We start from the raw sequence: 13,375 nt of genomic DNA on the forward strand, positions 1-13,375 counted from the left end.
CCCTCCCCCGCAGAGGGGGGAGGGAGAGGGCGCGCAAAGCCGGCCACAGAAGTGGCCCGCCGCCGCCTATATGGGGCGCAGTCCAGAAAAGCGCGAGCCCGGGATCAGGACTCGCCCGCGCCCAGGCAAAACGCCAAAATCCCCTTCTGCGCATGCAGGCGGTTCTCGGCCTCGTCGAACACCACCGAGCGCGGCCCGTCCATGACCTCGGCCGTGACCTCCTCGCCGCGATGGGCCGGCAGGCAATGCATGAAGATCGCGTCCGGGTTGGCGGCCGCCATCAGCGCGGCGTTCACCTGGTAGGGGCTCAGCAAGTTGTGGCGGTGACCCTCGTCGTCGTCGCCCATCGAGACCCAGCAATCCGTCACCACGGCATCCGCGCCCTTCACCGCCGCGAAGGCGTCGGTGGTGACGGTGATGTTCGCGCCCTCCCCCTTCGCCCAGGCGATCAGGCCCGGGGGCGGCGCGAGCTCGGGGGGGCTGGCGATGTTCAGGCCGAAGTCGAGCCGCGCGGCCGCGTGGACCCAGCTCGCCAAGACGTTGTTGGAATCGCCCGACCAGGCCACGGTGCGGCCCTTGATCGGCCCGCGATGCTCCTCGAAGGTCATCACGTCGGCCATGATCTGGCAGGGATGCGAGACCTTGGTCAGCGCGTTGATCACCGGCACGGTGGCGTGCTCGGCCAGCTCCAGCATCTGCCCGTGGTCGAGGATGCGGATCATGATCGCGTCGACGAAGCGCGACAGCACCTGAGCGGTGTCGCCGATGGTCTCGCCGCGGCCGAGCTGCATCTCGGAGCCGGTGAGCATCAGGGTCTCGCCGCCGAGTTCGCGCATCGCCACGTCAAACGAGACGCGGGTGCGGGTCGAGGGCCGGTCGAACACCATCGCCAGGGTCTTGCCCACGAGCGGACGCTCGGCGGCGCGCTCGCCCTTGCGGCGGCGCGCCTTCATGGCGGCGCTCGCGTCGAGCACCCCGCGCAGGTCCGCCCCGGAGAAGTCCTTGAGGTCGAGAAAGTGGCGGGGGCCGGCACCGTTCAGGTGCGGGACTGGGGCACGCGCCCGGCCGTCAATCTGGGCTTTCATCGCGTCACGTTCGCTAGAGCCTGCTCCACGATCACCTGATCATGAACGACACTCTATCTCCTGGTGGGGGCATTCTCATCACGCGCGGCGGGGATCGACCGCACCCGAAAATGCTTCGCACCGCCCTGCGCCGGAACGCGGCGCAGGGCGGTGATTCGTGTAGAGCGGGATCGGCCTGCTATTCGGCGGCCCCGCGCAGGGCTTCGAAGGAGGAGGCGGCCTGATCGAGCCGCCGCACCGCCTCGTCGATCTCGCTGTCGCCGACGATCAGGGGCGGCAGCAGGCGGACGATGTTGTCGCCGGCCGGGATCACCAACAGGTGGGCGGCCCGGGCGGCGGCGGCGAAATCGGTATTGGGCACGCCGAGCTTGAGGCCGAGCATCAGGCCCTCGCCGCGGATCTCCTGGAACACGTGCGGGTGGCGGTCGCGCAAGGCCGCGAGCTTCTGCTTGAGCAGCAGCCCGGCATGGGCGACGCGGTCGAGGAAGCCGTCCGCCAGCACCACGTCGAGCACGGCGTTGCCCACCGCCATGGCCAGCGGGTTGCCGCCGAAGGTGGTGCCGTGGCTGCCGGCGGTCATGCCGCGCGCTGCCTCGCGGGTGGCGAGGCAGGCGCCCATCGGGAAGCCGCCGCCGATGCCCTTGGCCACGCTCATGATGTCCGGGGTGATGCCGGACCATTCATGGGCGAACAGCTTGCCGGTGCGCCCGACGCCGGTCTGGACCTCGTCCATGATCAGCAGCAGGCCGTTCGCGTCGCAGATCTCGCGCAGGCGGCGCAGGTCCGCGTGCGGGATGACGCGCACGCCGCCCTCGCCCTGGATCGGCTCGATCATCAGGGCGGCCGTCTCCGGCCCGATCGCCGCCTCCAGCGCGTCGTAATCGCCGGCCGGGACCTGGTCGAATCCGTCGACCTTCGGCCCGAAACCCTCAATGTATTTCTGTTGGCCGCCGGCCGCGAGCGTCGCCAGGGTCCGCCCGTGGAAGGCGCCCGCGAAGGTGACGATCCGGTAGCGCTCCGGGTTGCCGCCGGCCGCGTGGTACTTCCGGGCGATCTTGATCGCCGCCTCGTTGGCCTCAGCCCCCGAGTTGCAGAAGAACACCACGTCCGCGAAGGTCGCCTCCACGAGGCGCCGGCCGAAGCGCTCGCCGCCCGGGATCTCGAACAGGTTCGACGTGTGCCAGATCCGGTTCGCCTGCTCGGTGAGCGCGCCGACGAGGTGCGGATGGGCGTGGCCGAGACCGTTGACCGCGATGCCGGCGCCGAAATCGAGGTATCGCTCCCCGGCCTCCGTCACGAGCCAGGCGCCCTCGCCGCGCTCGAAAGCGAGCGGCGCGCGGACGTAGGTCGGCAGAAGGGCTGACGTCACGGATCCCGTCTCCGTATCTCAGAAGGCGCGGAGCAAGCGTTGTGCCGGCTCCAAATGAAAGTGCCGCCTCGTCATGGGCGGCACGCGCGCGATTACTATGAAACGACCGGCTCCTGTCAACGTTGCGGGGTCGATTCCGGGCGCGCGGCTGCTCTGCACGATGCTTGCGCGCGCCGGATTTCAGAGCCGCATTGCTGGGTTGGAGCCGTTCCCGATCAGAACGCGACCGGGAACGGCTCTCGGTCCTTGATGTGACGCGCTCGCTTGCGCCGAACCGGCATCCTCGTTGGCGGCGAGCGCGCAAGTCCCCTTGCGCGGCGGGGCGCGGTCATGCTCCTGCTCCCGCCGAGTCGAGTCAGCGCGGGAGAATCCCATGAGCACGATCAAGGAACGCCTCGAGAAGCTGGGCCTCACCCTGCCAAAGGCGGCGGCACCGGTGGCGAACTATGTGCCGTTCGTGCGCACCGGCAACCTCGTGGTGATCTCCGGCCAGGTCTGCTTCGGCGCGGACGGGACCATCGCCCCCGAGCACAAGGGCAAGGTCGGCGGCAGCGTCTCGCCCGAGGCCGGCAAGTCGGCCGCCCGGCTCTGCGCCCTCAACGTCCTGGCCCAGCTCGAGGCCGCGGTGGGCGATCTCGATCGCGCGCTGGAGCAATGCGTGCGGCTGGGCGGCTTCATCAACGCCGCGCCGGGCTTCTCGGCGGTGGCCGGGGTGATGAACGGCGCCTCCGACCTGATGGTCGAGCTTTTGGGCGATAGCGGGCGCCATGCCCGCTCCACGGTCGGCGTCGCCGAATTGCCCCTCGACGCCGCGGTCGAGGTCGAGGCGATCTTCGAGGTCCGCTAGGCGTGGCTGCGCCCGACTGGCTGACCGCGCGGCCGATCGCCCATCGCGGGCTGCATGACCGGACGGCGGGCCGGCCGGAAAACACCCTGGCCGCCGCCCGCGCCGCGGTGGCCGGCGGCTTTGCCATCGAGTGCGACGTTCAGCTGAGCGCCGACGGCGAGGCGATGGTGTTCCACGACGCCGCCCTCGGCCGGCTGACCGGGGCGAGCGAGGCGATCGGCACCAAGTCGGCGGCCGAGCTCGGGGCGCTCGCCGTCGCCGGGACCTCGGAGACGATCCCGACGCTCACGGATTTCCTGGCCGCGGTGGCCGGGGCGGTGCCGGTCGTGATCGAGGTCAAATCCCGTTACGACGGCGATCCGCGGCTGGCGACCCGGGCGGCCGAGATCGCCGCCGCCTATGCCGGCCCGGTGGCGCTGAAATCCTTCGATCCGCAGGTGGTCGCGGCGCTCCGCGACCTGTGCCCGCCGGCAATCCCCCGGGGCATCGTCGCCGAGACCACCCAGGACGACCCGGCCTATGCCGGCATGCCCTGGGCGACGCGCCGGGCCCTGTCCAACCTGCTGCATTTCTCAGACTCGCGGCCGGACTTCCTGTCCTGGCGGGTCGACGACCTGCCCTGTGCCCCGACCTACCTGTGCCGGCTCCTTAGCCGCATTCCGGTCATGGCCTGGACGGTGCGGACCGAGGATCAGCGCGCCCGCGCGGGCGCGCACGCGGACCAGATGGTGTTCGAGGGGTTCGTCCCCTGATCGGGACGAGCCGCCGGATTGCCGGGCTTTGAGTGGCGTCCCGAACAACCCGGCTTACGGCGCCGGAACCGCCGTCGTGAACGACGCCGTCGTCAGGTCGCGGCCCGTCCCGGTGGAGAGGGTCGCTAGGAACGCCAGCAGGTCGGCCCGCTCCGTTGCGCTGAGGTGGAGCGGCTTGATCGATCGGGACCGGCTCGGGCGATCGATCCCGCCGCGGTCGTAGAGGTCGATCACCGCCTCCAGGGTCGCCACCGAGCCGTCATGCATGTAGGGGCCGCGCTTGCCGATCTCCCGGAGCGTCGGGGTCTTGAAGGCGTAGCGCAGGGCGGCCGAGGTCGGCTTGAGGCGGCCGCGGCCGATATCGGTGCCGGTGCCGACGCCGATGTCCTGGAACGAGTTGTCCGTGAACGACCAGCCGGAATGGCAGCTGGCGCAATCGGCCCGGCCGTTGAACAGGTCGAAGCCGCGCTTGGCCGGCTCGGCGATGGCGGCCTCGTCGCCGGCGATCCAGCGGTCGAACGGGGTGGTCCCGCTGACGATCAGGCGCTCGAACGTCGCCAGCGCCGCTTCCAGCCGGTCCCGGGTGATGGCGGAATCGTTGAACGCGGCGGTGAAGGCTGCGGCGTAGCTCGAATCGGCGGAGAGCCGGGCAAGCGCGTCGGCCATCGACAGGTTCATGTTGGTCGGCGACGTCATCGGCATCGCGGCGACGGCTTCGAGGGTCTTGAACTTCCCGTCCCAGCCCATCGGGCCGTCCTGCCAGGCGACGTTGATCAGGGTCGGCGTGCGCAGGTCCATGTCGCCCTGCATGCGCGTCGCGGCGCGGGCGCGCCCGTCGCCCCAGGCGAGATCCGGGACGTGGCAGGTCGCGCAGGCGCGGCTGCCGTCGCCGGACAGGATCGGATCGAAGAACAGGCGTCGACCGAGCTCGGCCTTGGCGGCGGAATAGGGATTCTCGCTGGGGAACGGGATCTCGGCGGGCGGACGATAGGCATCGCGCCAGCCGGCGCGGCGCGGATCACCACCGCTTCCGACTTCGGCTGCCATGCCGACCAATCCGAGAAGCCCCGCGATTGCGGCGCCGACCTTCCAAGCCATCACCGACCTCACCGGTGAGCTTTAGGCCGGTATTCGTTGACGACCGATGAATCCGAATAGAAAGATCGGTCTTCGCGAGCGTATTGGCGGGTACAGAGTGCCGCACCCAGGCATTTTCGTCGTAAAATCTCTGATCCGCGACGTCACTCCAGCCGGATGGAGACGCTGTCGCTCGCGCCCGTGGCATCGAGAACCGAGATCCGCGCAAAACCGGCTCCGCCCGGAACCCACTCGGCCCGGCGCCGCGGCGTCTGCGCCACGGGCTGACCATCGACCAGCCAGGTCAGCGGCGGCACCCCGCCGAGCGCCTTGAGGGCTAGGCCCGGGCCTGCCGCGTCGCGATCGTCCCCATGCCCGGCCGCGAGACCGAGATCGATTCGCGCCCCGTCCGGGGGATAGGCGATCTTGAGCGTCGGACCCTGCGCATCCGGCCCATCGCGATGCAGGCGGCGCAGCGGCGGCGGCAGGCTGCCGGACTCGGCCGCGCTCAGCGCGTCGCGGGGCTGCGGGACCGGCTCCGGCTCGGTGCCGAGGCGCGCGAAGGCGTCGAACAGGATCGGGGCGGCGGCCACGCGGCCGACGAGGCCGGGCACCGGGGCGCCGTCGGGGCGCCCGATCCAGGCCGCCACCGTGACGTGCCGGTCGAAGCCCGCCGCCCAGGCGTCGCGGTAGCCGAACGACGTGCCGGTCTTGTAGGCGATGCGGTTCGGCAGGGCGTTCTCCGGCGGCGGCGTCCCGCGCAGGATGTCGGCGACGTACCACGCCGCCACCGGCTCGGTAACCCGGTGCTCCGCGCCGGTGGCGGCTGAAACCCCGGCCCGGCGCAGAATGTCCGGCACCGTGCCGCCGCGGGCCAGCCCGGCATAGAGCCGCGCGAGGTCGGTGAGCGTGATGCCGAGACCGCCGAGCGCCACCGGCAGGCCCGGGGCCGCCTCACGGGGGAGCTGGATCCCGGCGCCGGCCGCCCGCAGCCGGGCGATGAAGCGCGCCGGTCCCACCGCCTCCATCAGCGCCACCGCGGGCACGTTGAGCGAGAGCTGCAGGGCGCGCCTTGCGGTGACCGTCCCCTGGAAGGTCAGGTCGAAATTCTCCGGCGCGTAGCTCGCCGAGAACCGCGCCGGGCGGTCCTCCAGCAGCGTCTCGGGATGGGCGAGCCCGTTCTCGAAGGCCAGGGCGTAGACGAACGGCTTCAGGGCCGAGCCCGGCGAGCGCACGGCCAGGGTCATGTCGATCGCCCCGCGCCGGCTCGGATCGAGATAGCCGGGGCTGCCGACCTGGGCGAGGACGCGGCCGTCGCGATTGTCGAGTACCAGGATCGCGGCTGAGAGGGCCGGCCCCGTCGCTGCGGCGCGCTCGGCCGCCAGGGCCTCCAGCCGCGCTTGCAGCCGCCCGTCGATGGACAGGCGAATCACCGGCGCCCCGGGCTCGGCCGCCACCGCCTCCTCGGCGGCGTGGGCGGCCAGCATCGGGAACGGCTTGCGTTCGGTCGGCACCGGCTCCGCCTTGGCGGCTTCGGCCTCCGCCAGGGTGAGAAGGCCCCGGCGCGCCGCCAGATCGAGCACGCGGTCGCGGGCGGCTTGGGCGCTGGCCGGGAACCGGTCCGGCCTGCGGGTCTCGGGGGATTGCGGCAGGGCGACCAGCAGCGCCGCCTGCGCCGCCGTGAGCCGCACCGGCTCCCGCCCGAAATACGCGAGGCTCGCCGCCCGCACGCCCTCGAGCGGGCCGCCATAGGGGGCGAGTGCCAGGTACAGGTCGAGAAGCGCCACCTTGCCAAGCCGCCGCTCAAGCGCCACCGCCCGCACCATCTGGCGGAGCTTGGCTTCCAGTGAGCGCCCGTGCCGCGGCTCGACCAGGCGGGCGACCTGCATCGACAGGGTCGAGCCCCCCGACAGGATCCGGCCATGCCCCAGCCATTGCCCGGCGGCGCGCAGGATCGCCACCGGGTCGATGCCGGGATGCGATTGGAAGCGCCGATCCTCGTAGGCGAGCAGCATCGCCCGGTAGCGTGGGTCGACGGTCGCCGCGGAGACCGGCAGACGCCAGCGGCCGTCCGCGGTGGCGAAGGGGCGCAGCAACGTGTCGGATCGGTCGAGCACCACCGTCGAGCGCGCCGCGGCCGCCGCCAGATCGAGGGGCGGCAGCGAAACGGCGTAGCGCCAGACCAGCCCAACGCCCGCCGCGACGAGCCCAACGAAGAGGGCCGCGATCCCGAAGCCCACGCGCGCCGCGCGGCGACGCCGGGTTTCGGGCGGTGCGGCCGCGCTGGGATCAGGCCCGTCGTGCGGCACGCATCCTCCAGGTCCCGGGATTGCCGGCGCGCACAGATTCAACGAACTGCAGCGGCAGGCAAGTCCCGGGGGAGCCGGCTCAGCCGACGCCGCGCAGATCCGGGAAGGCCGGTCGGCCCGCCTGCCCCAAGCGGAAGGGGAAGGGCACGACGTTGCTGGGCATGATGTCGGGCTCGGCTTCGAGGATCTGCGGCGCGGATTTGCGCGCCTTCCCGGGCTTCGCCCAGCGTTCGAGCCGCTTGAAATAGGCCCGCCGGGTCAGCCAGATCGGAAATCGCCTGCTTTTGTGCATGTTCAACCCCTCGTCGACACGCGCGCGAATCGCGAATTCCAGTCCACGAAGCTCGATCGCTGAGTGCTGATCGAATCATGACTGTATTCGTGATACCATGCTAACGCGACAACGCTTGCATCCCCTGTTTGGGTGATGCGGGCCGGCAGGACGGGACGGCCGCTCACGCAGCGGCGGATTCCTTGGCCCGCTCCAGGGCGAGCTTGACGACGGAGACCTGGTCGACCTTGCCGGTGCCGAGCATCGGGATCGCGTCCAGCACCACCACCTCGGCGGGGATCGCCACGTCGGAGGCGCCGCGCTCCTTAGCGAAGCTCTGGTAGGCGGCCCGGGTCGCGCCCGTCTCCTGCGTGAACAGCACCAGCCGCTCGCCCTTGCGCGGATCCGGCACCGCGGCGACCGCGCTCGGCTGGTTCGGCCAGAGTTCGGCGGCCAGCGCCTCGATCCCGGCGAGCGAGACCATTTCGCCGGCGACCTTGGCGAAGCGCTTGGCCCGGCCCTTGATCGTCACGAAGCCCATGGCGTCGATCGCCACGATGTCGCCGGTGTCGTGCCAGCCCTCCGGCGGCGGCTCCAGCACGCCGGGTTTTTCCGACCGCAGGTAGCCCAGCATGATGTTCGGGCCGCGCACCGAGAGGCGGCCGGCGTCGTCGATCCCGGGCACCGGCTCCAGGCGGGTCTCGATCCCGGGCAGGATCCGGCCGACCGTGCCGAAGCGGTTGAACATCGGCGTGTTCAGCGCGACCACCGGCCCGCATTCGGTGACGCCGTAGCCCTCCAGGATCCGCAGCCCGAACTTCTCCCCCCAGGTCTTGCGGGTCGAGTCCTTCACGGCCTCGGCGCCGGCCACCACGTAGCGGAGGGAGCGCAGGTCGTAGGCATGCGCAGACCGGGCGTAGCCGGTCAGGAACGTGTCGGTGCCGAACAGGACCGTGCTGTTCGAGCCGTAGATCAGCTCCGGGACGATCCGGTAGTGCAGCGGTGATGGGTAGAGATAGACCGGCACCCCGGAGACCAGGGGCAGGACCAGCCCGGCGGTCAGCCCGAAGGCGTGGAACACCGGCAGCACGTTGAACACCTTGTCGGTGGGCCCGAAATCGATCCGGGCCGCGACCTGGGCGACATTGGCGAGCATGCAGCGGTTGGCCAGCACCACGCCCTTCGGCGTGCCCTCGCTGCCCGAGGTGAACAGCACCGCGGCCGGATCCTCGCCATTGCGCTTCACCAGGGGGCGACGGCCGGCCAGCAGCGCGCGGATCTTGTCCGGCGTCGTGATCGTGGCGCGCACGTCCTCCAGGTAGACCAGCTCGACCGTCCCCTTGATCGCCTCGACGAGAGTCCCGAGCCGGCCCTTCTCGATGAAGGCCCGGGAAGTGAGGATCCTGTCGACCTGCGCCGCCCGGCACGCCGAGAGCACGTTGGCCGGCCCGGCCGAAAAATTGATCATCGCCGGCACCCGGCCCGCCGACGCCAGGGCGAACAGGGTCACGGCCGCGCCGTTGGCGTTGGGCAGCATCACGCCGATCCGGCCACCCTCGGGGGCGAGCGGCATCAGCTTGCGGCCGAGCACGTTGGCGCCCAGCACCAGCCGGCTGTAGGTCAGGCGGCCGGTGACCGGGTCCTCGACGGCGGTGCGGCGCCAGCCGTGGCGGTCCGCGGCATCGATCAGCGCCGCCATCAGGCCGCGGTCGGTGTCGGCGGTGCGGAACAGCAGGTCGGACATGATGCCGTAGAGCGCCGCCCCGGCGGCCTGCCGCCGTGCCTTGCCCCGCAGGGTGTCGTCCACGGTCAGCCGCACCGGCGGCAGCACCGTCACGGTCACCTTCGGCCACCAGCGGCGGCGGACTTGCCCGCGGGACAGGCGCGAGAACGCGGTGCGCTCCAGCCCGTCGATCTTCACGGGCACGACCATGGCCCCGGACTTGTCGGCGATCAGCCCGGCGCCGTCATAGACCTTCATCAGGCTGCCGGTGACCGTGAGCCGGCCTTCGGGGAAGATGATCAGCGTCTCACCGCTCTTGACCGCGTTGATCAGCGTCCGGGTGGCGAGCGGCCGGGTCGGGTCGAGCGGCATAGCCTTGGTGACCCGCAGGAACGGCCGGACCCACCAGCGCTGCGCGATCCCGCTATCGACCGCGAAGACCGGTTCCTGGTCGAGCAGCGACAGGGCCAAAGGCGCGTCGAGGAAGGAGACGTGGTTGAGCGCCAGGATGCAATTCGGCCCGGCCGCCGCGACGTTGTCGAGCCCGCGGACCTCCAGGCGGTAGAAGGCCCGGAACAGGATCGACAGCGCGTCGCGGAACGGGCTGGTCGGCAGGGTCGCGAACACGACGGCGCCGACGATCAGGTTCAGCACCCCGACCAGAGCGAGCAGGCTGGCGTTCGACAGGCCCGCGCCCTGCAAGGCGGCAAGCGCCAGGGTGCCGGCGACCATGAAGGCGGCGGTCACGACGTTGACCGCCCCGATGATGCGGGCGCGCATCGCCTTCTCGGTCCAGGCCTGCACGGCCGCAAACGACGGGACGATGTAGAGGCCGCCGGAGACGGCGAGGCCGAGGAAGCCGATGGCGGTGCGCAGGCCCTCTCCGGTCTGCAGGAAGTCGAGCGGGCCGATCGCCTCCGCGGGCGGCGGCGGCACATGGCCGATGGTCCAGGCGAGGTCGAGGCCGAACAGGCCCATCAGCACAGCCCCAACCGGGGTCGGCAGCAGCACGATCCGGCCGCTGGCGAGCCACGAGGCCAGACCCGAGCCCACGGCGATGCCGATGGAGAACAAAGCCAGCAGCAGGGTGATCACGGTCTCGGTGCCGTGGAAGACATCGCGCACCAGAACCGGCAGGAGCGACAGCACCACCACGCCGACCAGCCAGAACCAGCTCACCGTCAGCGAGCCGCGCCACAGCCGCGTATCGGCCCAGAGGTCGCGCAGCAGAGAGGCGGTGGAGCGCGCCACATTGCGGTCGACATGGAGGTCGGGCGCCCCCTCCCCGGTCGGCGGGATCATCCGCGCCGAGAGCCAGCACAGGACCGCGAAGCCCATCACCAGGACGCCGAACACCAGGCCCGAGCCGCCCAGCGCCGAGGCCGCGCCCGCCGCGATCGTGCCGAGCAGGATCGCCAGGAAGGTCGCGGCCTCGACCAGCGCGTTGCCGGCGGGCAGCTCCTCACGGCGCAGATGATCCGGCAGGATCCCGTACTTGATCGGGCCGAACAGGGCCGCGATCGTCCCGAACAGGCCGAGCGCCACGAACAGAACCGGCACCGAATGCAGCAGGAAGCCGAGCACGGCGGTGCCGGCGGCGAAGATCTCGGCGAACTTGAGCCGGCGCGCCATCAGCGCCTTGTCGTAGCGGTCGGCCCATTGGCCGCCCAGGCCCGACAGGATGAAGAACGGCCCTATGAACACGGCGCTTGCCAGGGTGACGAGCACGCCCGCATGCGCATCCGCCTGCCCGCCGATCCCGAACAGGATCAGGAAGGCCAGGGCGTTCTTCAGGAAATTGTCGTTGAACGCCGAGAAGAACTGGCACCAGAACAGCGGCGCGAAGCGCCGGGCACTCATCAGGGAACGGAACATGGCGATCTCTCGGTTCCGAACCTGACTGGCCCAGCCGATGCGTCGAGGTCAAATCGGCCCTGCGCCGGGCGGCGGTTGCGGGGCCGCAATACACCGGTTTGGCCCGCATCCCGACGACGCCGTCATTGCGAGCGCAGCGAAGCAACCCAGTGCGGCGCGCGATCTCCGGACGTGGCGGTTCCCTGGGTTGCTTCGCTGCGCTCGCAATGACGGTTCGGCGATTGCCAAGTCTGCCAGCGGATATCCCGATCTCCCCCCTTATCTTGTGGTGCTGCGCAGCAGCCTCGAGGGAGCCTCCAGGGATCGCGTGGCTGGCCGGAGGGCTCCTTCGAGGCCTCCGCTGCGCTCCGTCGCCTCAAGATGAGGGCGGGGACGGGACTCCTGGGATAGAGAGCCGTCTCTCGTTCTCGAATACGATTTAAAGAGTTGCGTCCCGATCCGGCCTGGACGCGAGACGCCCCTTAAACCTTCCGGACCGCGCGCCTGTGTCCGCTCGCCATCCTGCCGATCTGACGCTCGATGGCGATCCGCACGGAGGCGCCGAGATCGTAGGACCAGGCGACGTAGGCCCCCACAGCCGCGCAGACGACCATCACGGCGCTGGCGGCGCAGAGCGGCACCGCGAGCAGCAGGGTCAGGACCAGCCCGACCGACATCCGCTCGCCGAGCGAGGCTTGCGGCCAGGGATCGATCGGCAGGGAAAACCGTCGGCCGTAGCGCATGGCTGCGATCCTTGAGACCGGCCGCGCTCCGATGGCGCGCGACTACGCAGGATCAACAGCGCTCGTCGGCGGACGTTGCGCGCCGGGTTCCAAAAAGACCGGTGGCCGTGACGTTCCGGCACGGTGCTGCTGCGCAACCGGGGGCGGCGATACCCGTTGCCGCAGCGGTTCTTTCACAGGGTGGGCAGGATGGCACGGGTTGCAGTCGTCACCGGAGGGACCGCCGGAATCGGCCTCGCAACCGCGCATCGCTTCGCCGCCGGCGGCTGGTCGGTGGCCGTGGTCGCACGTGATCCCGGGCGGCTGGCCGCCGCCGAGCGGGCGCTCGCCGCCTACGGCCAGCCGGTCCTGGCGATCGCGGCCGACGTCGCCGATCCGCAGGCCGTGGACGACGCCGCCGCCCGGATCGAGACCGAGCTCGGCCCGATCCGCACCTGGGTGAACAACGCCATGTCCACCGTTGTGAACCCGGCCGACCAGATCACCCCCGATGAGTACCGGCGGGTCACCGAGACCACCTATCTCAGCCAGGTCTACGGCACCCTGGCGGCCTTGCGTTACATGAAGCGGCGCAACCGCGGCGCCATCATCCAAGTCTCCTCCGGCCTCGCGATCCGGGCGGCACCGCTCCAGGCGCCCTATTGCGCGGCCAAGTTCGCCGTCTCCGGCTTCACCGACGCGCTTCGCTGCGAGCTGCTCCACGACAAGGTCGCCGTCAGCCTCAGCGTGGTCTACCTGCCGGCGGTGAACACGCCGCAATTTAACTGGGCGCGCAACCGCACCGGCCATCGCCAATACGCCCCGGACCCGGTCTTCGACCCACGCCTCTGCGCCGAGGCGATCGTCTACACGGTCGAGCACCCGCGCCGGGAGGTCTGGGTCGGGCGCTCGTCGATGATGATGGCCGCCGCGCAGGCGCTCGCCCCCGCGCTCGCAGACCGCAAGGCCGCCTCGATGTGGTCGGCCCAGCTGTCCGACACGACGATCCCCGACATGCAAGGCAACCTCTACGACCCGGTGCCGGGCGAGGTCGGCATCGACGGGCGGTTCACCGACCGGATGAAGACCACCCGGGGCGAGTTCGTCACGAGCCGGACGCGCGACCTGGCGGTCGGCGGCCTCGCGGGGCTGGCGCTTCTCGGGCTCGCCGCCGCGGCCGTGGCGGCCACCCGGCCCCGGCGGGCTGCGCTGCGTGGTCGGATCCGCTAGACAGTCCTGGTTTCAAAAGGTCTGAGACCTTTTGCGGGTCCAGGGCAGAGCCCTGGTGTTTCGGGGGTTCCACCCCCGAACCCCGCCAAAAGGCTGAGCCCTTTGGAAACCCGGGACCATTCGCCAGGAGAGGCCC

Annotated in this window: 10 protein-coding genes; 3 read left to right on the forward strand and 7 right to left on the reverse strand. The window is 71.0% G+C overall.

What is annotated here, in order from left to right; all coding sequences use genetic code 11:
- Window positions 1–104 precede the first annotated feature (104 nt).
- Together argF and MKK67_RS04520 are read right to left on the reverse strand one after the other, a co-directional pair.
- Window positions 105–1,085, reverse strand: coding sequence for an ornithine carbamoyltransferase (argF, locus tag MKK67_RS04515; protein WP_243962469.1), 981 nt, complete (start codon window positions 1,083–1,085; stop codon window positions 105–107).
- A 178-nt stretch (window positions 1,086–1,263) separates the two neighbouring features.
- Window positions 1,264–2,454 carry an aspartate aminotransferase family protein gene (locus tag MKK67_RS04520; RefSeq protein ID WP_243962470.1) on the reverse strand — a complete coding sequence of 397 codons (1,191 nt, stop codon included), beginning with the start codon at window positions 2,452–2,454 and terminating at the stop codon, window positions 1,264–1,266.
- Between the two features lie 373 nt (window positions 2,455–2,827).
- Between MKK67_RS04520 and MKK67_RS04525 the strand changes: the two genes are divergently transcribed.
- The gene (locus tag MKK67_RS04525; protein WP_243962471.1) at window positions 2,828–3,301 is read left to right on the forward strand and encodes a RidA family protein; all 474 of its coding nucleotides are present in this window, start codon (window positions 2,828–2,830) and stop codon (window positions 3,299–3,301) included.
- 2 nt (window positions 3,302–3,303) lie between these two features.
- Window positions 3,304–4,053 (forward strand): glycerophosphodiester phosphodiesterase family protein, encoded by a 750-nt coding sequence (locus tag MKK67_RS04530; protein ID WP_243962472.1) that lies wholly within the window; start codon window positions 3,304–3,306, stop codon window positions 4,051–4,053.
- 54 nt (window positions 4,054–4,107) lie between these two features.
- On the opposite strand, the gene MKK67_RS04535 is transcribed toward MKK67_RS04530, so the two are convergent.
- The 5 genes from MKK67_RS04535 to MKK67_RS04555 all read right to left on the reverse strand — a co-directional run bounded on the left by MKK67_RS04535 (window position 4,108) and on the right by MKK67_RS04555 (window position 12,030).
- Window positions 4,108–5,151: a cytochrome-c peroxidase gene (locus MKK67_RS04535; RefSeq protein ID WP_409568365.1), complete on the reverse strand. Its 1,044-nt coding sequence runs from the start codon at window positions 5,149–5,151 to the stop codon at window positions 4,108–4,110.
- 143 nt (window positions 5,152–5,294) lie between these two features.
- A complete protein-coding gene (gene pbpC, locus MKK67_RS04540; protein WP_243962474.1) occupies window positions 5,295–7,439 on the reverse strand; it encodes a penicillin-binding protein 1C in 2,145 nt (714 codons plus the stop codon).
- 79 nt (window positions 7,440–7,518) lie between these two features.
- A complete protein-coding gene (locus MKK67_RS04545; protein WP_243962475.1) occupies window positions 7,519–7,731 on the reverse strand; it encodes a hypothetical protein in 213 nt (70 codons plus the stop codon).
- Between the two features lie 163 nt (window positions 7,732–7,894).
- Window positions 7,895–11,308: an acyl-[ACP]--phospholipid O-acyltransferase gene (locus tag MKK67_RS04550; RefSeq protein WP_243962476.1), complete on the reverse strand. Its 3,414-nt coding sequence runs from the start codon at window positions 11,306–11,308 to the stop codon at window positions 7,895–7,897.
- Between the two features lie 461 nt (window positions 11,309–11,769).
- Window positions 11,770–12,030, reverse strand: coding sequence for a hypothetical protein (locus MKK67_RS04555; protein ID WP_243962477.1), 261 nt, complete (start codon window positions 12,028–12,030; stop codon window positions 11,770–11,772).
- A gap of 189 nt (window positions 12,031–12,219) precedes the next feature.
- Between MKK67_RS04555 and MKK67_RS04560 the strand changes: the two genes are divergently transcribed.
- Window positions 12,220–13,239 carry an SDR family oxidoreductase gene (locus tag MKK67_RS04560; RefSeq protein WP_243962478.1) on the forward strand — a complete coding sequence of 340 codons (1,020 nt, stop codon included), beginning with the start codon at window positions 12,220–12,222 and terminating at the stop codon, window positions 13,237–13,239.
- Window positions 13,240–13,375: the final 136 nt, after the last annotated feature.

Source organism: Methylobacterium sp. J-072 (assembly GCF_022829425.1).
Taxonomy (GTDB): domain Bacteria; phylum Pseudomonadota; class Alphaproteobacteria; order Rhizobiales; family Beijerinckiaceae; genus Methylobacterium.

What these genes read in the sequence shown, in the direction of transcription:
- MKK67_RS04525 (WP_243962471.1), top strand. Translation starts at nt 2,828, where the DNA reads ATGAGCACGATCAAGGAACGCCTCGAGAAGCTGGGCCTCACCCTGCCA.
- MKK67_RS04550 (WP_243962476.1), bottom strand. Translation starts at nt 11,308, where the DNA reads ATGTTCCGTTCCCTGATGAGTGCCCGGCGCTTCGCGCCGCTGTTCTGG.
- argF (WP_243962469.1), bottom strand. Translation starts at nt 1,085, where the DNA reads ATGAAAGCCCAGATTGACGGCCGGGCGCGTGCCCCAGTCCCGCACCTG.
- MKK67_RS04555 (WP_243962477.1), bottom strand. Translation starts at nt 12,030, where the DNA reads ATGCGCTACGGCCGACGGTTTTCCCTGCCGATCGATCCCTGGCCGCAA.
- MKK67_RS04535 (WP_409568365.1), bottom strand. Translation starts at nt 5,151, where the DNA reads ATGGCTTGGAAGGTCGGCGCCGCAATCGCGGGGCTTCTCGGATTGGTC.
- MKK67_RS04560 (WP_243962478.1), top strand. Translation starts at nt 12,220, where the DNA reads ATGGCACGGGTTGCAGTCGTCACCGGAGGGACCGCCGGAATCGGCCTC.
- MKK67_RS04545 (WP_243962475.1), bottom strand. Translation starts at nt 7,731, where the DNA reads ATGCACAAAAGCAGGCGATTTCCGATCTGGCTGACCCGGCGGGCCTAT.